At 64.4% G+C, this 24,895-nt stretch carries 25 protein-coding genes; all 25 read right to left on the reverse strand.

Annotated elements, in window-relative coordinates; genetic code table 11:
• Window positions 1-17: 17 nt before the first annotated feature.
• Window positions 18-1,661, reverse strand: a complete 1,644-nt coding sequence (locus EJ077_RS05975; RefSeq protein WP_208700397.1) for an MFS transporter — start codon at window positions 1,659-1,661, stop codon at window positions 18-20.
• Window positions 1,662-1,856: 195 nt separating this feature from the next.
• Window positions 1,857-3,725, reverse strand: coding sequence for an asparagine synthase (glutamine-hydrolyzing) (gene asnB / locus EJ077_RS05980; protein ID WP_208700399.1), 1,869 nt, complete (start codon window positions 3,723-3,725; stop codon window positions 1,857-1,859).
• Window positions 3,726-3,895: 170 nt separating this feature from the next.
• A complete protein-coding gene (fliQ, locus tag EJ077_RS05985; protein ID WP_013893193.1) occupies window positions 3,896-4,162 on the reverse strand; it encodes a flagellar biosynthesis protein FliQ in 267 nt (88 codons plus the stop codon).
• Between the two features lie 12 nt (window positions 4,163-4,174).
• Complete coding sequence (gene flgD / locus EJ077_RS05990; RefSeq protein WP_127280391.1) at window positions 4,175-4,582, reverse strand: flagellar hook assembly protein FlgD; 408 nt, start codon at window positions 4,580-4,582, stop codon at window positions 4,175-4,177.
• Window positions 4,582-5,025 (reverse strand): flagellar biosynthesis repressor FlbT, encoded by a 444-nt coding sequence (gene flbT, locus EJ077_RS05995; RefSeq protein WP_208700401.1) that lies wholly within the window; start codon window positions 5,023-5,025, stop codon window positions 4,582-4,584. Before flbT ends, flgD begins: the two co-directional genes overlap by 1 nt.
• Window positions 5,022-5,369 (reverse strand): flagellar biosynthesis regulator FlaF, encoded by a 348-nt coding sequence (gene flaF / locus EJ077_RS06000; protein WP_127280389.1) that lies wholly within the window; start codon window positions 5,367-5,369, stop codon window positions 5,022-5,024. Before flaF ends, flbT begins: the two co-directional genes overlap by 4 nt.
• A 32-nt stretch (window positions 5,370-5,401) precedes the next feature.
• Window positions 5,402-6,445: a flagellar hook-associated family protein gene (locus EJ077_RS06005; protein ID WP_208700403.1), complete on the reverse strand. Its 1,044-nt coding sequence runs from the start codon at window positions 6,443-6,445 to the stop codon at window positions 5,402-5,404.
• Between the two features lie 3 nt (window positions 6,446-6,448).
• On the reverse strand, window positions 6,449-7,903 hold the full coding sequence (gene flgK / locus EJ077_RS06010; protein ID WP_208700405.1) for a flagellar hook-associated protein FlgK: 1,455 nt from the start codon (window positions 7,901-7,903) through the stop codon (window positions 6,449-6,451).
• Between the two features lie 27 nt (window positions 7,904-7,930).
• Window positions 7,931-9,190, reverse strand: coding sequence for a flagellar hook protein FlgE (locus tag EJ077_RS06015; protein WP_208700407.1), 1,260 nt, complete (start codon window positions 9,188-9,190; stop codon window positions 7,931-7,933).
• 79 nt (window positions 9,191-9,269) lie between these two features.
• Window positions 9,270-9,938 (reverse strand): response regulator transcription factor, encoded by a 669-nt coding sequence (locus tag EJ077_RS06020; RefSeq protein WP_208700409.1) that lies wholly within the window; start codon window positions 9,936-9,938, stop codon window positions 9,270-9,272.
• Window positions 9,939-10,160: 222 nt separating this feature from the next.
• Entirely contained in the window at window positions 10,161-10,748 is a 588-nt protein-coding gene (locus EJ077_RS06025) for a transglycosylase SLT domain-containing protein (RefSeq protein ID WP_208702917.1), read from the reverse strand.
• Window positions 10,678-12,057 (reverse strand): flagellar hook-length control protein FliK, encoded by a 1,380-nt coding sequence (locus EJ077_RS06030; RefSeq protein WP_208700411.1) that lies wholly within the window; start codon window positions 12,055-12,057, stop codon window positions 10,678-10,680. Before EJ077_RS06030 ends, EJ077_RS06025 begins: the two co-directional genes overlap by 71 nt.
• Entirely contained in the window at window positions 12,054-13,418 is a 1,365-nt protein-coding gene (locus tag EJ077_RS06035; protein WP_208700413.1) for a chemotaxis protein MotC, read from the reverse strand. The genes EJ077_RS06030 and EJ077_RS06035 overlap by 4 nt, the downstream gene beginning before the upstream one ends.
• Window positions 13,415-14,809, reverse strand: coding sequence for a MotB family protein (locus EJ077_RS06040; protein WP_208700432.1), 1,395 nt, complete (start codon window positions 14,807-14,809; stop codon window positions 13,415-13,417). The genes EJ077_RS06035 and EJ077_RS06040 overlap by 4 nt, the downstream gene beginning before the upstream one ends.
• Window positions 14,806-15,426 (reverse strand): hypothetical protein, encoded by a 621-nt coding sequence (locus EJ077_RS06045; protein ID WP_208700434.1) that lies wholly within the window; start codon window positions 15,424-15,426, stop codon window positions 14,806-14,808. The genes EJ077_RS06040 and EJ077_RS06045 overlap by 4 nt, the downstream gene beginning before the upstream one ends.
• A 3-nt stretch (window positions 15,427-15,429) precedes the next feature.
• Window positions 15,430-17,079, reverse strand: a complete 1,650-nt coding sequence (gene fliF, locus EJ077_RS06050; protein ID WP_208700436.1) for a flagellar basal-body MS-ring/collar protein FliF — start codon at window positions 17,077-17,079, stop codon at window positions 15,430-15,432.
• Between the two features lie 131 nt (window positions 17,080-17,210).
• Window positions 17,211-18,275: a flagellin gene (locus tag EJ077_RS06055; protein ID WP_208700438.1), complete on the reverse strand. Its 1,065-nt coding sequence runs from the start codon at window positions 18,273-18,275 to the stop codon at window positions 17,211-17,213.
• Window positions 18,276-18,552: 277 nt separating this feature from the next.
• Window positions 18,553-19,539: a flagellin gene (locus EJ077_RS06060; protein ID WP_208700440.1), complete on the reverse strand. Its 987-nt coding sequence runs from the start codon at window positions 19,537-19,539 to the stop codon at window positions 18,553-18,555.
• A gap of 240 nt (window positions 19,540-19,779) precedes the next feature.
• Window positions 19,780-20,511: a flagellar type III secretion system pore protein FliP gene (gene fliP, locus EJ077_RS06065; protein ID WP_027144757.1), complete on the reverse strand. Its 732-nt coding sequence runs from the start codon at window positions 20,509-20,511 to the stop codon at window positions 19,780-19,782.
• On the reverse strand, window positions 20,508-21,002 hold the full coding sequence (locus EJ077_RS06070; RefSeq protein ID WP_208700442.1) for a flagellar basal body-associated FliL family protein: 495 nt from the start codon (window positions 21,000-21,002) through the stop codon (window positions 20,508-20,510). The genes fliP and EJ077_RS06070 overlap by 4 nt, the downstream gene beginning before the upstream one ends.
• 35 nt (window positions 21,003-21,037) lie before the next feature.
• Window positions 21,038-21,742, reverse strand: coding sequence for a flagellar basal body L-ring protein FlgH (gene flgH / locus EJ077_RS06075; RefSeq protein ID WP_208700443.1), 705 nt, complete (start codon window positions 21,740-21,742; stop codon window positions 21,038-21,040).
• Window positions 21,739-22,320 (reverse strand): MotE family protein, encoded by a 582-nt coding sequence (locus EJ077_RS06080; RefSeq protein WP_208700445.1) that lies wholly within the window; start codon window positions 22,318-22,320, stop codon window positions 21,739-21,741. Before EJ077_RS06080 ends, flgH begins: the two co-directional genes overlap by 4 nt.
• A gap of 2 nt (window positions 22,321-22,322) precedes the next feature.
• On the reverse strand, window positions 22,323-23,564 hold the full coding sequence (locus EJ077_RS06085) for a flagellar basal body P-ring protein FlgI (RefSeq protein WP_208700447.1): 1,242 nt from the start codon (window positions 23,562-23,564) through the stop codon (window positions 22,323-22,325).
• Complete coding sequence (gene flgA / locus EJ077_RS06090) at window positions 23,561-24,097, reverse strand: flagellar basal body P-ring formation chaperone FlgA (protein WP_208700449.1); 537 nt, start codon at window positions 24,095-24,097, stop codon at window positions 23,561-23,563. Before flgA ends, EJ077_RS06085 begins: the two co-directional genes overlap by 4 nt.
• A gap of 6 nt (window positions 24,098-24,103) precedes the next feature.
• Window positions 24,104-24,892: a flagellar basal-body rod protein FlgG gene (gene flgG, locus EJ077_RS06095; RefSeq protein ID WP_208700451.1), complete on the reverse strand. Its 789-nt coding sequence runs from the start codon at window positions 24,890-24,892 to the stop codon at window positions 24,104-24,106.
• Window positions 24,893-24,895 lie beyond the last annotated feature (3 nt).

Here is a 24,895-nt window from a genome sequence, read left to right on the forward strand (position 1 = left end):
CGCGGTCTCCGAACTCGTCAGTGCTCGATCGGTCCCTTCGCCGGCACCAGAGCCGTGCCGGCGGTCGTCGGGCGCTCGATCACGCGGCGCACGCGCGGCGGCTCGTCGCCCGAGTGCAGCGCCCGCAAGCGTTCGCCGACCATGGCGTCGGCATGGGTGATGCGGCCGTTATGCCTGACATATTCGAGCCAGGTCGGCGTGTGGTAATGCTCGATCCAGATCGACGGATTTTCGAGATCGCGCGCCAGCGTCCAGTTGCGGGCGCCGTCACGGCGGCGGATGCGCCCGCGCTCGGCCATGGTGGCGAGGAATTCGGCCTCGTCCTCGCGCCGGATCACGTATTCGATCATGATGGCGATCGGACCGCTGCGCGGTTTGAGGTCGAGGGCGAGGTGCGGCTCCTTGAAGCGGTTGAGCGGATCGAGGTTGAGCACCTGCTGCTGCGGCAGCGGCAGCACGAGGCCGATGGCGCCACCGGCCAGCATGGCGATGGCCGCGGCGATCAGCGCCGTCTCGGCGCCATGGGCATCGGCGACGACACCCCAGATCCAGCTGCCCAGCGCGATGCCACCGAAGGTGGCGGTCTGGTAGACCGACAGAACCCGGCCCACCACCCAGCGCGGTGTCGCCATCTGCACGGTGACGTTGAAATGGGATAGCGCGATCACCCAGCAGGCACCGCCGACCAGCAGGCCGAGCGAGGTCTGCCAGGCATGCTGGCTGATGGCGGCGTTGAAGGCGCAGGCAGCGAAGCCGGCGAAGGCACAGCGCACCATCGTTTCGCTCGAGAGCAACTGCCGCAGCCGCACGCTGATCAGCGCGCCGCCGACAGCACCGATGCCGAAGGCGCCAAGCATGATGCCGTAGGTCAGCGCGTCGCCCTTGACGACGTCGCGCGCCACCAGCGGCAGCAGCGCCAGCACGGCGCCGGCGCTGAAGCCAAAGGCCGCGCCCCTGACCAGCACCTTGCCGATGTTGGGCGACATGGCGACGTAACGCAGGCCGGCGCCCATGGCGGCCCCCAACGATTCGCGCGGCAAGGCCGAGACCGGCAGATCCGGTTTCCAGCGTGCCAGCACGACGATGAGGCCGACATAGCTCACCGCGTTCGCCGCGAAGGCGGCGGCCGCGCCGGCGGCCGCGACGATGATGCCGCCGATCGCCGGGCCGACGCTGCGGGTCAGGTTGAAGCCCATGGAATTCAGTGCCACGGCGGCAGGCACCTTGTTGCGCGGAACGATGTCGCCGACGGAGGCCTGCCATGACGGGCTGTTGAGCGCCGTGCCGCTGTCGATCAGGAAGGTGAAGGCCAGCAGCGTCCATGGCGTGATCAGGTCCAGATAGGTGAACGCGGTTAGCAGCATCGAAACGACCAGCATGAAGGTCTGGGCGACCAGCATCACCTTGCGGCGGTCGAAGCTGTCGGCGATGGCGCCGGCGACAAGCGCGAACAGCATGATCGGCAAGGTGGTCGAGGCTTGGACCAGGGCGACCTGATAGGGCGAGGTGGCGATGGTGGTCATCATCCAGGCGGCGCCGACGCCCTGGATCAAGCCGCCGAAATTGGAGACGAGACTCGCGCTCCAGACGGCGCGGAAGATGCCGTGCCGGAACGGCGCCAGCGCCGGGACGCTTTCGCTATCCGGCTTTTCGTCAATCATCGGTGGGTTCCTGCCACGGCGCGCTGATCCTTGCGGTGATCCGTTTCCCCGCATGATTTGCCGAAACTATGGCATCGCGGCGCAAAGGGCGAATGCCTTGCGGGGAAGATCATGGTCCAACAAGGGGATAGCGAAGGGCCACACGCCCGTGCCGCCATCGCAAAACCGCTTTGCCCCTTGGTCCGGCCTGTCGTTTCAGCGCGCCTCGGCGACGGCCGCGTGCAGTGCCTCGGTCAGATGGCCGGTGGATTGGCCGCCGGCATGGAGACGGAGGAAAAGCTCCATTCCCACCAGCCGAAGTCTTGAGGCCTGGTCGCGCCTGGCGAGGTCGATCAGGTCCGTGACCGAAGATGCCGGCCATTTCATCGCATCGCGCAGAAAGCCGCCATGCAACAAGGCCTCGGTGCCGGCGGTGAAGTTCGCCGATACTTGGAAACCGTTCTTCCTGGCCCTCACGTTCTGAAGCGGAATGTGTTTTTCCGCGACTTTCTTCAAAAGCCATTTTCCTTGCTTCTGGCGGTATTTGTGTCGCCGAGGCAGATGGATGGCGAAGTCGATCAGCCGGTTTTCGAGGAACGGCACCCTGAGTTCAACCGAGGCCGCCATGCTGAGCCGGTCATGTCGGTTCAGCAGATCCTGCAGATGCGAATACATGTCGTGAAGGCAGCATCCGAGGAACGCGCGGTCGCCAAGCGGCGTCACCGGCTCCAGCCGGTCGAAGATCTTCGCCTGAAGGAAATTCAATTCCGGCGAAAGCGCCCTGAGCACGATGTTGCGATCCCAGGCATGGCCACCCGCGATCGATGTGCGGAAGGGGGCATGACGCTGGCGCTCGAATTTGCGGGTCAGGCTTCGCTTCGAAAGAAACAGCCGCCTCGGCCAGGACCAGGGCCGCCACAATTTCAGGCTGGCCTCCTGCCAGTCGTAGCCGCCAAAGAGTTCGTCGGCGCCTTCACCGGTCAGCAGCACCTTGATGCCATCGGCCCGGCACTGTTCGGCGAGCGCGAGCAGGCAGACATGGCTTGCATGCCAGCCGTCGCTTTCCAGATGCCAGATGGTCTTCGGCCATAGGTCGAGGAACCGGTCCTTGTCGACCGGCACCCTGTTCAGCGGCACGTGGGCGCGGCTGGCGGTGCGTTCGGCGTCATCGGCCTCGCTGTGGCCAATGCCGGGATCGACGACATAGGCTGTCATCTCCGGCCTGAACCGTTTGGCCAGCGTGGTGACGAGACCGGAATCGACACCGCCGCTGCAGGCGGCGGCCAGGCTGGTATCGGCGATGCAATGGAGCTCGACGCTGTCCTTGATCAGCGCTTCCAGCGTTGCCATGTGCTCGGCGTCGCTGGCCGTATCGCCAACGATGCGAGCGGCGTCGAGCGCATCGAGGACATGCCAGAAACAGCGCTTTTCAATGCCGGCATGACTGATCTTCCACAGGCCTGCCGGCGGCAGCCGCTCTATGCCCTGGAACAGGCTGGAACTGGAGTCACGGCTCTGCCAGGCAAGGCGCAAGGTGATCTCGCGCGCATCCACACTCCGTGCAATGCCATCACAGGCCAGGATCGCCTTGTCCTCGGACGCGAACAGGATTCGCTCACCCGTCTCGGCCACCGACATCGGCTTGATGCCGAGACGGTCGCGCGCGAGCCACAGGGCGCCGGCACGCGCGTCGAAATAGGCGATGGCGAACATGCCGTCGAACATCGGGATCGCCTTGTCCGGCCCCCAGTGATGCAGCGCTTCGAGAACCACCTCTGTATCCGACACCGTCCGGAACCGTCTGCCCTCAGCCTCCAGCGCGTCCCGCAACGAGCGATAATTGTAGACCTCGCCATTGTAGACCAGCACGCCCTTGCCACAGGCCGTGAGCATGGGCTCGCGCGCCTGCGCGGACAGATCGATGATCGATAGCCGCCGATGACCGAGCGCCAGCCGGCTGTCGTTCCAGCTGGCATGGTCGTCGGGCCCGCGATGGGCCAGCGCCTGCATCATGCGGGTGACGTCGGCGATGTCGCCGCCGCTGATCGGATCGCGTCTGCGCCAGACGCCGGCTATGCCGCACATGGCGTGCCGGCCGGTCTGGGCTGGTCCGGGGTTCTGCGAGAAGCCATTGGGACAAAACGATCGCCTGGCCGGGAGTGGCCAACACGGCAATCTAGCCGGAACCGGGTCAACCGCAAGCGGGCCGCCGCTTTCAGGGGAATGGAAGCCGCACCGTCCCGGAAGGTTCTAGATCAGAAACCGTTCTGGATGCGCTCGAAGATGACATTGGTGAAGGCCGATATCTGGCCGCCGATGAAGGGGCCTGTAAGCGCCACCACCAGCATGATGGCGACGATCTTGGGCACGAAGGTCAAGGTGATTTCCTGGACCTGTGTCAACGCCTGGATCAAGGCGATGCCGATGCCGACCGCCATTGCGACCAGCACCACCGGCGCGGAGGCGGTCAGCACCGTCCACACCGCATACTGGACGATGTCGAGGGCGTCGGCCTCATTCATGTGGCGGTTGGCCTAGCTCGCCGGCTTGATCGATACGCCCGCGCCGACGGGGACCGTGGTGCCATCCTGTAGCACTGCGATCAGTCCGTTGCTGCCAAGCGTCACTGACGCCACCGTGCCCGTGGTCTTGCCATCGGCCGAGGTGATGTTGCGGCCTATGAGAGCGTCGGCCTGCGACAGCGCCGACGACTGCATGATCTGGTCGAGCTTGGTGTTGGTCTGCACCGACTGCTCGACCTGCGAGAAGGTGGCGAGCTGGGCGACGTACTGCGTCGAATCCATCGGCTTGGTCGGATCCTGGTTCTTCATCTCGGCGATCAGAAGTTTCAGGAACGAATTATAGTCGACAGCGGTCTTGGCGGTCTGCGTGGTGGTCTGGTTGGCGCCAACCGGTATCGAAGTCGTCATGTCCACGGTCATTAGTATCGTGCTCCCACGGCCAGCGGGCGCGGGGCACCCGGAACGTCGTCATTGCCGCCAAGCGCGCGGCGTTCGAGAGGATAAAGCGAACGGATCGCCTTCAAGGCCTCGTAGATGTGATCCTCGCCTACCATGCGGTCGACCTGTTTCAGCGCGTTGCCGATCTCGGCGTCTTCGAAGCTTGCAATGAGCAGCGGCAGCGAGAGGCGGAACATCTCGCGCGCTTCATCGGCACCAGCGGGGTTCATCAGCATGACCTGCACGATGAAATAGAGCTGCCGCAATGGCGTCGACGCCTCGTCGGCCTGGATCACATGGCTCTCGAGCAGGAACTGCACGTCGTTCATCAGCTCGACAGTGACCTTGCGGTCGACGCGGATGACCGCGCCGTTGATGTAGATCTTCTCGTTGGGCTTCAGCGATATCTTCAGCGTGTTGGTCATTGAATGCCGTCACGGATGATCTGGGATACTTCGATCAGCCCCTCGAAATTGTCGGTGCGGCCCTGGCGGATGTCCTCGGCCTCGCGCAGCAGCCACAGGCCGATGGAAATCAGGTTGGCTCGCAATTCCTTGGGGAGCGCATTGTCGCTGGAGCCAAGGTCTTCGACGAAGACAGTCCAGACGCGGTTGGTGAAATTCAGTGCCTCCACGGCCTCCATCGAATCCCGGCCGGCCGCCGCAGCAGCCGACAGCATGTCGATCGAGCGGGTCAGCAGCTCGCGCTCGCGGTCCTTGGCGTCCGTGACGGAGGTGCTTTGGACGTCGGCGTAGGAGAATTGGTACATCGTTGGCTCTACCGTTCCGGTTCAGAGTGCTTTCAGGTCAGGTAATTCAACAGGCTAAGCTGCTGCAGGCGCGCCGTCAGAGCGAAAGACGTCTCGATATGCTGCGTCAGGTCGGCGACTCGGGTCGCGGCTTCCGCCGGATCGACTGCTTCGAGGTCCAGAATGTGCCGTTCGAACAGGTCGATCTGCGTCTTCATACGGTCGCTGGCGTCGGACACGCGCTTCTGGACGATACCGGTCTGGGATTGGACCTGCGCGATGCCGCTCAGCGCCTCGCCGACCAGTTTCTGCGAGTGGTCGACGATGCTGTCCTTGGCCGCCTGGCTGATATTGGTGGACATCAGGCTGGAGACCATGGCCGCCGCCATGGCGAGCTTCCTGATGCCGTCGTTATTGGCGCCGGTCGAGGTCTCGGTGGTTTCGTTGAGCGCGATGCGGCTGACGATCTGCTGGTCGGTGGCATTCGACATGTTGGTCTGCCAGCCCGCGCCGAGGAACTGCGGCGTGACATCGTTGGTGATGAAATCGTCCATCTGGGCCGCGGTGATGTTGGCCGCGAGCGGGTCACTGGGCGTGAAGCCGAATTTGGCGACGAAGGAGGCGTCGAAGGCAGCCTTGGCAGGCGAGCCGGCGGCGGTGAAATCGTTGATCGGTCTGACGTCGGTGTTGGTGCCAGCGAACAGATATTCGCCGTTGACGCTCGTGTTGAGGATCGACGTAAGCTGCTGGATAGTTGTCTGCCCGGTCGATTGGGTCAGGCTGTCGGAGTTGTCGCCCGAGGATGCGGTGGTCAGGCTGGACAGGAAAGTCTGCGCGACGTTGGAGAGCTGGCCGAGCGAGGTCTGGGTCGATGAGAGCCGGGCGGCCACCAGTCCGTTGGAATCGACAATGACGTTGAGCCGGTCGAGGTCGCGCGAAAAGGTAACGGACTGGGCCGTACGCCCCCCAAGTGCCAGACCGACATCGGCGACCTTGCCGGTCGATGACTCCTTCGTGGCTTTGACGAGATCGGCCTGCATGCGCATCTGCTGATAGCGCATGGCATTCGTAAGGGCAGCAGAGGAGACGAAGGTCATGGCTTATCCCACCGCGTTCAACAGCGCCGTCAGCATGTCGTCGACGGTCTTCATCATCCGGGCGGATGCCTGATAGGTGTGCTCGAGATCGAGCATCAGCGACATCTCCTGATCGACATTGACGCCGGTCGCGTTGGACAAGGCATCGGCACTGCGCTGTGCCAGGGCTTCCTTGGCGTCGGCGGCGGTTGAAGCCTGCTGACGAATGCCCTGCAACCAACCGATCGAATTGGCAGCGTAGTCGGCAACGCTGGAGGTTGCCGAAATCCCGGCCGAGGGATCGAACGTCATCGGCTTGTCGAGCTGGTCGCCATAGGCGACCAGAAGATTGGAGTATGAAGGCCCGCCAGTGGTGTTTGCGACGTAGGCGGCGCCGTTGGCGCCCCCGTCGCGCAGCAATGTCGGGTTGCCGCCAGTGCTGGGATCCATCGCGGCATTGATCTTGATCGTTCCAGCAAGGCCATCGACGAGCGTGCCTGCGGCTGGCACCGCCGGTGCGCCCGACCAGGTGAACAGGCCCGCCGCGTTGGGCATCGACGGTGCGGTTTCGGCAAAGGCGGTGATCAGGCCGCGGGCGGTTTCGTCGAGCTGGCTCTGCATTGTCGAGGCGACGTCGTCGCGCAATTGCAGCAGGCCGGCAATCGTGCCGCTGGCGGTGGTGTTGCCGCCGCTGCCCGCCGAGACCGGCACGTTGTCGATATAGACCGTGTTGCCGGCCGCACCCGCGGCATAGCCCGAAGATGGGGCGAAGCTGACGGTGCGCGGGATCGTCTCGAACAATGTCGTGCCGTCACCCGTGGTGATGACCATGTCATTGTCCCCACGCGTGAAGGTCGATACCGGAATGTAATTGGCGATCTTCTTCAACAATGCGTCGCGTTGGTCGAGCGCATCGGAAACGTCGGTGCCGGAACGGGTTCCGGACATGACCGCCGTGTTGGCATCCTGGAACTGGTTGAGCAGCGAGTTGAGATCTTTGACGGCGGTATCGATCTGGCCGTCGGTTTGGGTACGAAAGTCCTGAATGGCCTTGGAGCCTTCATTCAGGGACCGCACGACCTGTTTGGCCGCGTCGATGACGCTCGCGCCAAGATTCTGGTTGGATGGCGAGGTCGCGTATAGCTGCAGCGCCTGCTGCAGATTGCCGATCGCAGTCGAAGGTGAGGAGGCGTTGTCGACGCCATTCACTGAAACGTCGAGCTGATCCATGCCGCTGTAAAGCGCGCTCTGGCCGGCGTAGGCTGACAGGGCGCCGAGGTTCTGGCGAAACAGCAGGTCGTTGGCTGCGCGCTGGACATCAACCGAACGTGCGCCGGGCGTCGTGCTGGTGACGAGCGCGATGCGGCGCGAATAGTTCGGATTGTCGGCGTCTGCCACGTTGCGCGTGACGACGCTTGTCTGCCGCGAGGTGGCCAGAAGCGCCGATTGGGCGATGCTCAGTGCGGTGGAAAGCGACATGCTGGTCTTTCACGGGCGGGAGCCCGGCTATCTCTTCAGGTTGACAAGGACGTCCATCAGATCGGAACCGGTCTGGAAGACTTTCGAATTGGCGGTGTAACTGCGCTGGGCCGCGATCATGTCGGTCAATTCCTCCGCGATATCGACGTTGGAATTTTCGAGCGCGCCGGAGATGATCGAGCCGGCCTTGCCTTCATTGGCAAAGCCGACGCGGACTGCGCCGGACTCAGTGCCTTGCGCGTAGACGTTGCCAGGCAGCGCCTTGAGCTGGTCGGGGCTCTGCACGTCGGCCAGCGGAATTTTGTAGAGCGGCTTGGAGGTGCCATCCTTGTACTGGGCGTAGATGGTGCCATCCTTGCTGATCTGGATCTTGTCGATGGTGCTCGGCGCATTGCCGTTGACCTGGGCATCGGAAACGGTGAATCCGGTCCCGAGCTGGGTCAGCTTCGACAGATCGAGGTCGAGGCTGGCGCCACCCGGCACGGTGAATGAAATGCCTGTGGGTGTGCCGGTCAGCTTGCCCGTCGTGGTATCGAAGGTCAGGTTGGCTGAGCCGAGCGCGCCGCCGGCGGCGTAGGGGAAGCCGGTTCCAGCCGTCGCCTTCGATTGGTCGAAGACCGCCACTTGCCAGGTGCCGGCACCGGTGTTGGTGAAATAGACGTCGAGCAGCTTCTTGTTGCCGAGATTGTCATAGGCGACCATCGACGATTTTGAAGTGTACTGCGCGCCCGCGGCGTTGGTCGTGGGCAGGTTGGCGGCGGCGACTGGTGTCGCACCCGCCGGCAGATTGCCGCTGAAATTGCCCTCGGTGCTCGGTGTCGCGGTGAGTCCCTGGTCGGAGATGACGACCGGCTCGAGACCTTCGAAGCCGTTCACCGTCGCTGCCGGCGTGCCGTTGGCGTAGCTGTAGGCCATCAGCTGGAAGCCGGCGGCATTGACCAGCCTGCCTTGTGCGTCGGGCACGAAGGCGCCGGCGCGGGTCAGGAAAGGCGTGCCGCTGGGATCCTGGACAACGAAGAAGCCATCGCCGCTGACGGCAAGGTCGGAAACCGATGTCGTGTATTGAAGCACGCCCGGATCGCTGACTGCCTGGCGGATCGTCGTGGTGACGCCGCCGGAATTATAGGCGCCGCCTGTCGACGGCATGATCAGCGTCGAAAATTCAGCCGAGGACCGCTTGTAGCCCGTGGTGTCGGAGTTGGCGATGTTGTCGGCTGTCGTCGACAAGCGGTTTGCCTGTGCGTTCATGCCGGAAACGCCGGTCCGCATCATTCCGTAGAGGCTCATCGAGATGTCTCCGCAATATCCATGCCACTGGCTTCGAGGCTACGCGTCCTGTCTTGCGCGAGGCTGGCGCGGGGCCGCATCAGAACACGAGCCGGTAGCCGAGGAAGCGCTTGGAATCGATCGGGTCGGTGCCCAGCTTCTCGCGCAGTTTCTTGCGTAACTTGCTGATGTGGCTCTCCACCACGTTCTCCTCGACCTCTTCGTCGAAGATGCCGTAGATAGCGTTGAACACCTGGGTCTTGGTGACGCGGCGGCCGCGATTGCTCGCCAGATATTCCAGGATACGCCGCTCGCGGCGCGGCAAGGGCAAAGGCTGGCCGTCGATCTCGGGATCGCGGCCGTCCATGAAGATGCGCATGGAGCCGATCTCGGTATAGGCGACGTCCTCGCTGGCGCGTCGGCGGATGGCGGTAATGCGGGCCAGGATTTCGCGGATGTGCACCGGCTTGCGGATGACGTCGTCGACGCCGCTCTCGAACAACCGCAGCGTGTTTTCCAGCGAATGCTGCTCGCTGAGCGCAATGACCGGAGCCCCGGTGCGGTCGCGGATCTGGCGCGGCGAGATCGCGCCGTCACGGCAGTCGCCGATCAGGAAGGCCCGGACCGAGCGCAGATCGGTGTCGGCGGCCGAGTTGACCCACTCGCCGAATTCGCCCGGCGCGAAACCGGCGCAGGCGATCCCCTCGCGGTCGAAAAGTGAATTGTAGCCCTCTGTCACGAGCTCTCGCTCGTCAACGATAACGATCATCGGCCCCGCCTCCGAATCAGCACATCTGCCCCGTGGAGAAAGGCGTATCCGCTGCCGGGAATCCTGAACAACCGTCATTTCTTGTAACTAGTTTCTTGGGAGTCTGGAATCGGATCGGTTGCATTAGCGTGCAGCCAGATATGCTTGCGGGTGCAAGTCTTGACCAAGTCGTGCCAGCGGCTTCGCAGTCGGGGATTGACGTATTAGAAGCAGAAAATGCGCTTACGGGTTGCAGAAGGTCCGCGCGTTCGTGGTCCATTTGCCAAAGCCGGTGGCGACCATGTTGGCGATCACCCTGCAGACATAGACCTTCTGCGCCGGGTCGTTGTCGGGACCGGCATGATAGCGGGCGACGGCCATCGACCAGGTCTCGTGGCGGGCATGGAGGCTGGCCAGGAAGCGCGCCGCGTAGTCGACGTTCTGGCGTGGGTCGAGCATGTCCTCGACGCTGCGGAAATGCGAGGCATGGTAGTGATGGTTGATCTGCATGCAGCCGAGATCGATCAGTGTCTTGCCCTCGCGCTGGGCGTTGGCGAAGGCGGCAAGCGCTTCAGCCCGACTTCTCGGAAAGACTGCTTTTCCTTCTATATTCAAGGCGTTGGGCTGAAGACTGCCCTTGTTGCCGGTTTCCGTCAACCCGACGGCATAAAGGATGCCGGCGGGCACGCCATAACGGTCGGCGGCACGCAGGATCTCGGGTTCGCAAGGATTGGTGGCGGCGCCGGCGCTGCTCGCGAGGCTAGATAAATATATCGCCGCCAGCGCGCTCGCGAGAAGGCGAAGCGGCGCGGCCGTGTGCTTGCGCTTCATCATGGCTACCCCTTGCGGATTGCTGACCCGACTGCTGGCCGCCGGCTCCACCATTGCCGCCGCTGGAATTTCCGGGCTGGAAGGATGATGGATCGCGGCCGGGTGCAGCGCTCACGGAGGCGGTTGTATCCGTCCGGGTTGTAGAGGGAACTGCCACCGAGGGTTGCAGTATGGTGACCTTGTCAACCTCGAAACCGAGCCCGCGCAGCGACTTGACGATCGCCTCGCTGTCGCTGGAAAGCCGGCGATAGGCATCGTGTGTTTCGGGCTTCAACTCAATCGACAGTTGTTCTCCAGAGAGCCGAAGATGGGCCGTGACCATGCCCAGTTCGGCCGGGTGAAGTTCGATCTTCAAGACATGTGTCGGAACGGCAACAGAGCCCGTCAGCTGAGCGGTCGCGGAAGCCGTGGAGAGCGCCTGGTTCAGGCCGCCATCGGCCGAAATGGCGCCGATCACGTTGAGGGCCGCCTGGCTCATCGGGGCCTGCGGCGGCGCGGGGAAGCTGCGCTCGGAAACGACATCGATGCGTGCTGCCGCCGGCTGCTGTTTTCCCGGCTCGGACCGCAATGAGGACTGAAGGTCGGCGATGGATTTCAGCTGCGGCGCCGCCTGCTTCGTCTCCACGCCCGGCACCTCCGCTGATGTCTTGGGCAGGGGGCCGGCCTCGATCGTACTGTCGTGTTTCGGTCCGGCTGCGGCATCGCGGACGAGCTGACCGTCGAGTTTGGTCAACGGCCCGTCGACGAGCGATACCCGCTCAGGCTTGGACATGGGTTCGAGACCGTCACTCGCGGCGGCGGATTTCTGCCGATAGGCCCTCGAGGGAAGCTGTCCAACGACAGCCGCGTCCTGTCCTGTTTCGCTCGCGCTCGAGTCGGCCGACTTGGCTGACGTCGAGAAATGGCGCAGGTCATGAAACGCCATCAGCAGCGGCAGATGCTCGTCGAGCGCGGCTGCACCCGGTTCGGCGGCCGGCGCATCGGCATCGGCCTCCTTGTCCGTCCCGGTGTCCTTGCTGTCCTTCATGGATTTCGCGGCAGATGATCCACTCGGCGTGGTCCTTGCCTTGCCGGTGGGCATCGGCTCATCCTCGCCAGTCTTCGCCGCAAGGTCTGCCGCAAGCCTGCTCCAGCGCGGATCGCGAGAGCCTGCCTCGGCCGGTGGCTGCTTTTCCGAATTGGCGGGGCTCGCGCCGCCGTGCACCATCTTGCCGAAACCGGTGTCGTCCTTCTTTCCGGGCGCGGCCGGCTGCTCGGCAGTGCGCGCGGCGGTAAATCCTGGCAGAGCCGGGCCGAGGCTGGGGGTCATTTCGGGGCGGCTCCAAGCATCTGGTCGATCAGGTCGAGCTGTCGACGGGTTTTTGTCATGGCGGAGTCGGTCGGGTCTGTCGTGTCGGCGCTGGCCGAGGCCGCCGGCGCCGATGCCGGCAGGACGGTTGCCGCGTCGGCTGCCGGCGCGGATGCGTTCGGTGCAGCGGGCGCGGCGGCCACGGATGGCGCTACGGCCGGCCGTTCGGAGACGGCGCCCTCGACGGGGGGCAGTCCCGCGGCATCGGTGGTCGACGCGGCCGCAACCTCGGGTTCGGTCGATCGCGTCGTGGGCGCCGGATTTGCTGCCGCAAGGGCGGCAGGCGGCGCCACCACTTCGCCGGCGATGGCCTGGGCCGCGTCGAGCAAGGCGCGGTCGCCGTCCGACAATTTGCCGCGGTCGATCTTGCCCAGTTTGGCGCGCACGTCCTCGATGGTGTCGGAGGTCACCGTGGACAGGCTGGAATAGAGCAGGGCGCGCGGATCGCCCTGATTGGTGTTGCCGTCGCGACCCTGTTCGGCCCGTGCCGAGGCGAAGGCCGACAAGTCGCTCATGCCGTCAATCGCGGCGCGGCGAGCGATGCGCAGATAGATCACCTTCTCGCGCTCGGGATCCATCATCGAGGTGATGTCGGCAAGCTTGTCCTGGCTGATCGACATGTGCAGTGCGATGACGCCGGAGACGAAGGAGTCAGCGAACTGGCTGGCGTAAGGCGAATAGAGATAGCGCTCGACATATTGGGTCGAAGCAAGCGCGAACCGAGCCGCGTCGCCTTGCGTCACGGCAATACCGACCGAGCGCCGCAAAGCCGCTTCCTCGACCAGAGTGCCGGGGCTGAGCAGCTTGGCCTCATCGAGCAGCATGAGCGCGGCCGCCGGCTGGTCCGTGGCAAGCAGTGACCCTTTGACCAAAGCGAGGAACGCGCCGAGATCGCTTGGCAGGGTCATCGGGTCGACCAGCCTCAAGGCTTCGATCGCCTCGCCAGGCCGGCCGTTCAGATAGCCGATCACGCCTTTGGCGATTGCAAGGTTCCGCGGATCGGAGGCGGCGCGCGATACGGCCGCCTCGACTGTCACCGGATTGCCGCCGCTCATGCCGTAGACCAGCAGCGCACGAAAATTCTTGGGGTCCTTGAAATCCTCGGCATCCGCGGCGCGCAACCGGGCATCGGTCATCTCGAGCAATTTGGCCTGCATCGGCATCGCGGCATGATCGCCGGCCGCGATACGGTCCTGAACGAGCTGCAACGAGCGCACCAGCTGATAGGGCTGCAGCGTATCCTGGGCGAGGCCCGCCGACGGACACGCCGCGGCCAGCAGCAACAGGCCTGTCAAGCGGCTGGTCAGTGCCGCCCGCTTCATCCGCCGGTCGCCATCAGGATCTCGATGCGGCGGTTGGCCGCCGACATCGGGTCTGCCGGATCCTTGGGCTGGCGATCCGCGAAGCCGGCAACCTCGGTGATACGGCGTTCATCGACGCCACCACGCACGAGCATGTAATAGGCCGAATGCGCGCGCGCCGTCGACAGCCGCCAATTGTCGTAGCTGGCGCTGCGGAAAGGGCGCGCATCGGTGTGGCCGTTGATGCTGATGGTGCCCTTCTGGCTGTTGACGATACGGCCGATCTTTTCCATCGCCAGCACCAGTTCACGGCTCGGCACCGCCGATCCGACCTCGAACATGCCGAAGTCGAGCTGATCGGTGATGGAGATGACGACACCCTTGTCGGTGGCTTCGACCGAGACACCGTCATGCAGCTTGTCGCCGGGCTTGAAGGCATCGGCGAGCTGCTGCTTGACGTCGGCAGCCGCCTTCACCGCGGCGGCGGTCGGAGCCTTGTCCGACGCCTCGGGCTTTGCGGCCTCCTGCTGCGCGACGGCCGTGCCCGCCTTGGCTGTCTCCGCGGCCTTGCTGTCTCCAGCCTTGGCGTCGCCCGCCTTGGCCTCCCCGGCCTTGGTATCGCCGGCCTTGGCATCGCCAGTCTTGACCATTGTCGCGGCGGCGTCCTCGCCATCCCCGGCCAGGGGCTCCAGCGGTGCGTCCTTGACCGGTGGTGCCGGCGGCACGGCCTTGACCTTGGCGATCTGTGTATCGGCAGCCTTGTCGCCTGGCTTGAGCGGATCGCCCTCGACCTTGGGGCGCTGGGCACTCGCCTCGGCGCCGGGCGCGGCAACCTGCTGCGACCAGAAGTCAGGTTCGAAGGGGTCGCGGTAGGACGCGCCGCCCGAGGCGCCCGTCGCCGGGCCGGAATTCTGCGCGCCGCCATCGCCCTTCTGGCTGACATTCTGCATGACGCCGGTATCAGTGGCGATCTCTGAAAGCACCGCATAGGGGTCGGCGAAAAGATGCTCGTCGGACTGTTGCGACTGCTGCGCTTGCTGCTTGTCCTGTTTGCGGTTGGATGAGCCCGCTGCGCCGATGCCGTCCTGTCCGGCCTTGGTTGCCGCTTCCTGCGGGTCGTCGGCCGTCAGCCCGACCGCGCGCGGTCCGTTGCCGAGATCCTCAAGGCCCTTGCGGCTCGACTCACGGTCGACCAGCTTGACGGGGTTGAAGTAGCTGGCGACGGCCGCCTTGGTCTGCTCGTTGGCGGCATTGATCAGCCACATGACCAGGAAGAAGCACATCATCGCGGTCATGAAGTCGGCGAAGGCGATCTTCCAGACGCCGCCATGATGACCTTCGTCGTGGTCGTCATGCCCGCGCCGCACGATGATGATCTCGTGCCTGCCGTGATCGGCATCGGCGACGCTCATGACAGGACCTCGGAAAGGGTTGCCGCCCATTCGGCCATGCGCGTCTCGAACACGGCCTCGTCGATGGTGACCGTCAGGTCGAAGCCGGGCGCCTCGATGAAGTCGAGATTTTCGGCGCGCAGCCCAAGCGATGCCTTCAGCGTTTCGAACAGCGAGAGCGGCCCGCGTACGGCGATGCGCACGGCTTCGCCATCGCGAACAGCTTCGCGGATCGCGCCGGCGAGCGCTTCAAGCGAGCGCTTGCGCAGATCGTCGCTGACAACGCCGCCGATGATGCGGGCGACCGTAGCACCGACAAGATCCGTCACGCGCGCCTCCATGGCGTCGAGCCGCGACGAAACCGCCTTGCCGACATCGCCACCGAAGCTGTCGAGAAACGCGGTCGCTTCCTCGGCATTTGCCCGGCGTTCCGCTTCCAGCGCTGCTTCATGGGTCGCGGCAAGCCGCTCGCCGAGCGCTGCCTCCGCCTGGGCAACCGCCTCGGCGATCAGCGTGCCGATATCGGCCGGCGGTGCCGCCGCGTCGGGCTTGTCCTCGGCGGCGGGCTGGGGCTGGCTGGCGCGTTGCGCGCGCGTGCCGAAGTCCGGGAGAAGATCGAAGAGGGCTGCGGAGGGCATGGTCTACGCCGCGACTTCCTGGGCCGCCCATTTGCGCAGGATCTGCGCGGTGCGTTCCTCGTTGATGTCGACCATGCGGGCAAGCCGCTCCTGCGGGGCCGGCCTGATCTTCTGGCGCAAATCGTCGAGCGGGGTGGCGCCGGCACGCGTGCCGGGCAAGGCGCCGACGGCGGCACTCGCATCGGCGGAAGCGGCTGCCTCCGGGGTCGGCAGCGAGCGTTGGACTTCATCGAAATTGGGACCTGCTATGGCGGGCGTCGCCTTGGCCGTCAGCGCGGCCGCCATCGGCCGCAAGCCGAAGAAGGCGACCAGGAACACCACGACGATGAAGGCGCCGGCATTGATCAGCGTGCCGGCATGCTGGCCGATGGATTCGAGCATTCCGGCCTGCGGGATCGCCTCGCCGTCCAGCCCGTCGATGAACTCGACCGCCGAGACGTCGATGACATCGCCGCGCTTGTCGTCGAAGCCGGTGGCGGAGCTCACCATCTTCTGGATTTCGGCGACGCGCTTGGCGATCTGGTCCGGCGTCGCGTCCTTGCCCAGGATCGTCTTCAGGCGGTCCTGGTTGACGACGACGGCTATCGACATCTTGGAGACGGTGTAGCCGTTGGAGACGGTTGCGATCTTCTTGGAGTTGATCTCGTAATTGGTGATCTCTTCCTTGCGGTCGTTCGCCGACGAGGTCTGCGGACCCTCTGTCGCGGTGGCTTGGGTCTCCGGCAAATTCTGCTCGACGCTGGCCGGGGTCGAAGCCTGCTTCTGGTTGCTGTTCTCATTGGCACGCACCGACTGCACCGAACGTTCGACGCGGGAATTCGGGTCGAAGATGGTTTCCTCGGTCTGGCGGGTGTCGGTGTTGACATCGGCCTTGACACTGGCGCGGAAATTGTCAGGCCCGAGATAGGGCGTCAGCGCGCGGCGGATGTTGTCGCCGATCTGCGCCTCCACGGTCTGCTCGACGCCGAGTGTGCGGGCGGCGCTGGTGTTGGAGGGATCATCGCCCGCGGCCAGCAGATTGCCGTTGGAATCGAGCACCGTCACCTTGTCGGCCGACAGGCCAGGGACGGCGGCGGCGACGAGGTGGCGGATCGACATGGCGCTCTTCTCCGCGTCGATGCCGGCGTAGCGGATGACGACCGAGGCGGAGGGCTGCTGTTCGTCGCGGCGGAAATTGGCGCGCTCGGACATGACGATGTGGACGCGTGCCGCCTTGATGCCGGCGATGGACTGGATGGTGCGGGCGATCTCGCCTTCGAGCGCACGCACGCGGGTGATCTGCTGCATGAAGGAGGTGAGGCCCATGGCGCCGACATTGTCGAACAGCTCGTAGCCAGCATTGGCGCTGGTCGGCAGGCCCTTCTCGGCAAGCAGCATGCGGGCCTGCGCCGTGGTGCCGGCCGGCACCAGCACGGAGGTTCCGTCGGAGCCGACGTCGAAGCCGATGCCGGCCTCGCCGAGCACGAGGCCGATCTGGTTCACGTCGGAGCGGTCGAGCCCGACATAGAGCGTGTCATAGGCCGGGCGGTTGAGGTAGACCGAGGCAATACCGATGACGCCCATCACCAGGACAGCGATGCCCGCCAGCATGGCGAGGCGCCTGACGCCAAAGCCGCGGAGATTCGAGATGATGCTCTGGATCTGTTCCGGCACGATTGAGCGACTCCCAGCATGACTGTCCGCCGCAACACTAAGCCTCGAAGCTTGTGCGAAAATGAAATCGGGCCGCGCTTGCGGCGCGGCCCGTGAATTGGAAATCGAAGTATCCGTCGGCTAAGGCTGAACTAGCCGTTCTTGAACAGCGACAGGATCGACTGCGAGGAGCTGTTGGCGATCGACAGCGACTGGATGCCGAGCTGCTGCTGCACCTGCAGCGCCTGGAGGCGGGTCGATTCCTTGTTCATGTCGGCATCGACGAGCTGGCCGACGCCGCGGTCGATGGAGTCCATCAGGCTCTGCGTGAAGGTCTTCTGCAGATCGATGCTGCTCTTGGCCGAACCGAGGATGGTGGCCTGGTCGGTCAACTGGGCCATGACGTTGTCGATCTTGCCGATCATCTGGGTGATGATGTCGTCGGTCACGCCGGCCGCGGTGATGTCGAGATTGAACGCCGAGACGTTGTCGATCTTCGTGGCCGGGCTCGCCGCGGCCGCGGTCTGGCCAGCGGTGTTGGCGGCGGCGTCCGTGCCGCCGCCGGCGAGTGCTGTCGCATAGGCGGCGTCGTACAAGGCCTGGGCGGCGGCGGTGGAGTAGACCGAGGTCTGGCGGTCGAGCGTGCCCTGGTTCTTGACGACGGCAGGAAGGCCGGAATCGAACAGCTTGGTGCTCTCCAAATTGATGTCGATCGTTCCGAGCGAGATGGCGCCCGAGGAGGAGCGATTGAAGGAGGAGACAATCTTGGCGTCAGATTGGACGCCACCATTGGCGGCGTTGGACGTCACCGAAAGATAATTCGAACCCGAAAAGGTGGCGGCGTCGGCGAAGGACTTCATCTGCGCCTGAAGCGTCGTGATCTCGGTCTGCGTCTTTGCCTTGGCGGCTGCCGTCTGGCCAATGGTCGAAAGCAACTTGGTCTTGATCTTGCCGATCGTATCCAGCGCATTGTTCATGCCGGTATAGGCAATGTCCACTTTCGAGGCGCCGAGGCCGAGCGCGTCCTGCACTGTCGACAGCGCCTGGTTGTCGGAGCGCATCGTCGTGGCGATCGACCAGTAGGCGGCGTTGTCGGATGCTTCGGAGACCCTGTAGCCGGTCGAGATCCTGGCCTGGGTCTGCTCGAGCGACTTGTTGGTGGCGTTAAGGCTTTGAAGTGCGGTCAACGCCGCGGCGTTTGTCATGATGCTCGCCAAGAAACTCGCTCCTTTTTTCAGACCGGTCTTTGTCAAAGACCGTCGTTGCCCTCGCGAGCCGCTCGACCCGCCCCTGGATTGCCGCCACCCCGATCGGGCCGATTCGGCAATCCGTTGTAGTCATTGGTTAACCATGACTAGCTCGTTATGGTTAATGGCCTGTTAAAAGCCAGCTTCAGAGGGTTAAGGAACGAGGGTTGCGCGGGGCTGGAGCAAACGCAAAACGGGCCGCGCTTTTGGCGCGGCCCGTTTGCCTGGTCTGGTCGGTCGAGAGGGATCAGCCGCGGAAGAGCGACAGGATCGACTGCGAGGAGCCGTTGGCGATCGACAGCGCCTGGACGCCGAGCTGCTGCTGAACCTGCAGAGCCTGGAGGCGGGTCGATTCCTTGTTCATGTCGGCATCGACGAGCTGGCCGACGCCGCGATCGATGGAGTCCATCAGGCTCTGCGTGAAGGTCTTCTGCAGGTCGATGGAGCTCTTGGCGGCGCCGAGCTTGGTGGCGGCGGTCGTCATGTCCTTGAGCGCGGCGTCGACGACGGTCATCATCTGCGAAATCTGAGCGTCGCTGGCGGCCGTGGTGCCCGAGAAGATGGCCAGGCTGGCGACCGAATAGGTATCGCCGGCAACGATAGGGCCACCAAGGGTCGGGGCCTGTGCTGTGGTGGTTGCAGCGCCAGTGGTGCCAAGGCGGGCTGTGTCGAGGATGCCCTTGGCGGTCGGCGCGGCGCCGGAGTCATAGAGCTTGATGCTTTCGACTTTGACGTCGATCGTCGAGATCGAAACCGCGCCGGCGGAGGTGCGGTTGAAAGCCGAAACGACCTTGACGTCGGCTGCCGTGCCCGAGGCGGTGGACACCGACAGCATGTTGGTGCCGGAGAAGGTGGCGGAGTCGGCGTAACCCTTCAGCTGTGCCTGAAGGGCGGCGATTTCAACCTGGGTCTTTTCCTTGGCGGCGTCGGTCTGACCGTAGGACGCGGTCAGCTTCTGCTGGATCGCGTTGATGGTGGTGATCGCGCTGTTCATGCCGGTGTAGGCGGTGTCGACCTTCGAGGCGCCGAGGCCGAGCGAGTCCGAAACGGTGGACATGGCCTGGTTGTCGGAGCGCATCGTGGTCGCGATCGACCAGTAGGCGGCGTTGTCCGAAGCCTGGGAGACGCGATAGCCCGTCGAGATGCGGGACTGGGTGGTGTCGAGGCTCTTCTGCGTGGCGTTCAAGCTCTGCAGCGCGGTCAACGCTGCGGCGTTGGTCATGATACTGGCCATGGCTACTCGTACCTTGTTTTTACAGGTGTTTTTGCATACCGGTTTGTCCGGTATGACGGAGCGGCATCATGCCAATGACCGTTGCGTTTGGGTCACCCGCCATCTGCGAGCGACTATGGCGGCGAGTCCCTACCAAAGGACTAAATCGGACGGTTAATCGAAATAATTCGGAGAAAATTCGATGATGCTCGCGCCGCCCGGTTCCTCGGGCGCGCGATGCCTGATGTCGAGCGCGGACGATCAGGTGAAAGAGCGCACCAGGCTGCCGACGAGCAGGTTCCAGCCGTCGATCAGGACGAAGAACAGGATCTTGAACGGCAGCGACACCACTGTTGGCGGCAGCATCATCATGCCCATCGCCATGGTGATGGTGGCCACGATCAGGTCGATGACCAGGAATGGCAGCACGATCAGGAAGCCAATCTCGAAGCCGCGGCGTATCTCGGAGATCATGAAAGCAGGCACCAGGATGCGCAGGTCGACCGTCTCCTTGGCAACGACCTGGCCGCGCTCGCGGGCGAGGTCGGCGAAAAGGTCGAAGTCCTTGTCGCGCACATTGTGCAGCATGAAGGTGCGGAAGGGATCGGAAATCTTCTCGAAGGCCTCGGTCTGGCTGATCTGGTTGTCCATCAACGGCTTGACGCCGGTGTTCCAGGCCTGATCGAAGGTCGGCGCCATGACATAGAAGGTCATGAACAGCGACAGCGAAATGAGGATGAGGTTCGCCGGCGTCGATTGCAGGCCGATGCCGGCACGCAGGATCGAGAAGGCGATGACGAAGCGGGTGAAGCTCGTCACCATGATCAGCAGCCCCGGCGCCACCGACAAGACGGTAAGCAGGCCGAACATCTGGATGATGTAGCCGACGGTGGTGCCATCGGCCTTGCCGATGCCGCCGAGGTCGAGTTGCTGGGCTGCCGCGACGGAGGTGGCGGCACCGATCAGTACCGCGGCAAGAAGGAATTTTCTCATTCGAGCAGCAATGTCCTGATAAGAACCTGTTTGACGTGCCCCTGACTGCGGATCGAGGCGCGTTCGTCGAGATCGGCCTTCAGGTGCTGGTAGCCGCTGGCGCCTTCGATCTGGTGCATTTTCAGGGTGCGCACGAAAGCCAGAAGATCCTGTTGAATATCCTCCGTCATCGCCGGCGGCTGCGGCGCGTCATAGACCACGGATACTTCCATCCTGATCCATGTATCGGCAGGCGAGGCGATATTGGTGGTGATCGGCGCCAGTGCGACAAGCGTCGGACCCGTGCCAGGCTGTTGCGTGGCGGCGGGCTGTGCGACCTTGCCTTCATTTTCAGGCGCTACCGGCACCGATGATGGTGCGCCGACGCCTTTGAGATAGCCGCCTGACATCCAGCCCATGCCGATGGCGGCGGCCGTCACCACGAGCAGCATGGCGCCCTGGATGGCAAGGGAAGGACCCTTGCGAGGCTGAACCTGTTCGACATTGGCCACGGTGCGTTGCTCTCCAATCCCCAGAAGGCCAAGAACTAGAACGGAAGAACCTGGTCGAGGACCTGCTGGCCGTAGGCCGGCTGCTGGACCTCACTGACGCGACCACGGCCGCCATAGGAGATCCGCGCCTCGGCGATGCGTTCATAGGAGATGGTGTTCTCCGCGCCGATGTCCGACGGACGTACCATGCCGGCGAGGGTGAGCACCCTGAGCTCGTAGTTGACACGCACTTCCTGCGAACCCCTGATCATCAAATTCCCGTTGGGCAGGACCTCGGTGACGACGGCGGCGACGTTGAGCTCGAGGTTCTCCGAGCGCTTGATTTCGCCGTCGGCGTTGGTTTCGGTGCTGGAGTTCAAGCCGGCGTCGCCCTTGCCGCTCGTGCTGTGACCGTCCCATCCGAGCGTGACGTCATAGCCCAGCTTGCGCGCGGCAGTCCGGCTCCTGTCGTTCTGGTTCTTGAAGTTGGCCTTGTCGTTGAGCTTGATCCTGACGGTCAGAATGTCGCCTTCGCGCAGCGCCCTGGGATCGGTGAATAGCCGGCTCTGGCGATCGTCCCACAGAGAGAACTTCTTGACCGGCGTGGCGGGCGGCTGAGGATAGCTGTAGGGCGCTGCCCCGTCGCTGCCGATGCCCGACCCGACCGGTGACAGCGCCGGCTCCCTGCCGATCTCCTTGAAGTTGGTTCCGCAGCCCGACAAGGCTGCGGCCGCGCACAGGATGAGCATTCTGCGGATCATGACGGATCTACCCTTCGGGCTGCGCTGGCCATGATGCCGGTGAGCGTCGCCGCCGCCTTCTGGTCCATTTCGTTGAGGATGACGCCGGCCTTGCGTGAATCGAGCTTCATCAGGATCGCTGCGGCGAGGTCCGCGTTGACGATTGCCAGGCGTTCGGCCGCCGCATCGGGCTTCATGCCGGCATAGATCTTGACGACGCCGTCCTCGGCCCTGGCCAGGAACACTTCGCGCCGCTTCAGCCAGGTCTCGTATTCGGTTTTCTTTGCGTCCAGCGCCTTCATGCGCTCGTCAATGCCGGCCTGCAGCTGTTTCAACTCCTCCGCCTGCAAGGCATAGCGGCGGTCGCGGGCGGCGTCGGCGATATTGGAGCAGAAGCGTTCGATCTCGCTTTGGTCCGGTGCTTTCTCCCGCGTCAATTGCTGCGGCGCGACCGTGGGCTGCGCCCCGGGCAGAACCTGCCGCACGGTATCGTCCGCGTGTGCGCCGCCAAAGACAGGCATGGCCGAGAGGGCGGCCGCCAACAGGACGATGCGGGAGGGGCGTCTTTCACGGGGCGAGAGGGAGGAGATCATCGGCATCGCTATTGGAGAACCAGATCGGCTTGCAGGGCGCCGGCCGACTTGATGCCTTGCAGGATGGCAATGATGCCGTCCGGCTTGACGCCGAGACGGTTGAGGCCGGAAACAAGGGTTTGCAGGTCGGGCCCGTCCAGCACCGCGACGCGGGCGTCGGGACGGCTGGCATCGATGGCGGTGAACGGCTCGACGGCGGTTTCACCCTTGGAGAAGGGTTCGGGCTGCACGACGCGCGGCGCTTCCGTGATGCGCACCGTCAGCGTGCCGTGGCTGATGGCGACACGCGAGATCTTGACGTCGTTGCCGATGACGATGGTGCCGGTGCGCTCGTCGATGACGACGCGGGCCGGCGTGTCGGACTCGACCACCAGATTCTCGATCTCGGCATAGAAGCGGGCCGCCGAAACGTTCTTCGGCCGCCTGATCTGCACGGTGCGGGAATCGCGCTCGGCCGCCACGCGCATGCCGAAGCGCTGGGCGGTGTAGTCGTTGATCGCGTCGGCGATGCGGATGGCGGTCGAAAAATCGGGATTGCGCAATTGCAGCGTCAGTGTCGACTGATCGTCGAACTCGGCCTTCACCTGCCGCTCGACGATGGCGCCGTTCGGTACGCGGCCGGCGGTCGGCACGCCTTGCGTCAATTGCTGGGCCTGACCCTGGGCGGTGAAACCTGAAACGATGACCGCGCCCTGGCCGACGGCGTAGATCTCCCCGTCCGCCGCCTTGAGCGGCGTCATGATCAGTGTACCGCCGGCAAGCGAGGTGGCGTCGCCCATCGAGGAGATGTCGATGTCGATGCGTGCGCCCGACTGCACATAGGGTGGCATGTTGGCGGTGACGATGACGGCGGCGACGTTCTTGGCGCGCGCGCTGCCGCCTTCGGTGGCGATGCCGAGATTTTCGAGCATGGCGCGGATCGACTGTTCGGTGAACGGCGAGTTGCGCAGGCTGTCGCCGGATCCGGCGAGCCCGATGACGAGGCCGTAGCCGACGAGCTGGTTGTCGCGCGAGCTCTGCAACTGCGCGATGTCCTTGATGCGCGAGGCGACCTGGCCTGGCGGCAGCGAACTTGGCCCGGGCGAAACGCGGAACATGCGCGTGGTGGTGGCCGGATCATATTCCGGATCGTTGTAGACACCGCCATTCCTGGCGGCGAGCTCGCGCTTGGCCTTGGGCGTCAAGCCATCGGCCAGCGCCGGCTGCAGGCCAAGTGCCGCCGCGAGCAGAAGGGCAAATGGGCGCTTCATGAAGCGCCGACCTGGATGGTGCCGTCGGCCATCACCGTGCCGGAGAGGATCTTGCCGCTGTCGCTGTTGCGGACCTTGATGAAGTCGCCGGCCGAGCCTGGCTGCAAGGTCACGGCGGTCGCCGTGATCGTCAGCCCGCCGGCGATGAAGAAGACCTGCACGGCGGCACCCTGTTCGACCAGCCAGGCCTCGCGGATGGCGGTGGAGGGAATGTAGCGGCCCGGCAGCAGCGTGCGCTTGGCGATCTTGCCCTGGAGTTCCTCGGAACGGGTCGCCACCGCATCTGGCTTGTGCTTGCCCGGGATGAGGGTGACCTGCTTCAGGGCACCGAGTTCGATCGTCTCGCCGGGATAGATGACGCGGTTGGGGATCAGCACGACCTCGCCGCCGGGCTGATTGCTGGCGATCTGGTTGGTCGATTGGCTTGCCGATTGACTCGTCGATTCCTGGGCGAAAGCCGGCATGCCGCCGGCCACCAGCGCAAGGGTCAGCGCGGCGCGGCGGAATGTGGAGCGGGAGATCGGCATGGCCATCATCCGTTACCTGATGTTCTTGGACACAACGGAGGCCATGTCGTCGGCGGCCTGGATGACCTTGGAATTCATCTCATAGGCGCGCTGCGCCGAGATCAGCTCGGTGATTTCCTTGACCGGATCGACGTTGGAAGCCTCGAGATAGCCTTGCTGGATGGTGGCGAAGCCTGGATCGCCGGGCACGCCGACATTGGCGGGACCGGAGGCTGTCGTTTCCTGGAACAGATTGTCGCCGAGCGGTGCCAGGCCTGCCTCGTTGGCGAAGTTGACGATCTGGAGCTGGCCGAGAGTCTGCAGGTTGGTCTGACCGTCGATGCGGGCGAAGACCTGGCCGGTCTTGTTGACGATGACCTCGACCGCATCAGTCGGCACGGTGATGGCCGGAATGACGTTGGCGCCGTCCACCGTCACCAGCTGGCCGGTGGCATTGGTGTTGAAGGCGCCGGCGCGCGTATAGAGCGTGCCGCCATCGGCGCCCTCGATCTGGAACCAGCCCCTGCCGGTGAGCGCCATGTCGAAACTGTTGCCGGTGCTGGTCAGTTCGCCCTGTGTGTGCACGTTGCGCACGGCGGTCGTCTTGACGCCGAGGCCGATCGAAACGCCTTCCGGCACCAGCGAGGCGTTGGAACGGTTCGGCACACCTTGCGTGCGGTCGACCTGGTAGAGCAGGTCGGAGAATTCGGCACGCGCCCGCTTGTAGCCGGTGGTGTTGATGTTGGCGATGTTGTTGGCGATGACTTCCAGATTGGTCTGCTGGGCATTCATGCCGGTGGCGGCGATTGCGAGTGCTTTCATGGC

This window comes from Mesorhizobium sp. M8A.F.Ca.ET.057.01.1.1 (assembly GCF_003952565.1).
In the GTDB taxonomy this organism is placed as follows: Bacteria; Pseudomonadota; Alphaproteobacteria; order Rhizobiales; family Rhizobiaceae; genus Mesorhizobium.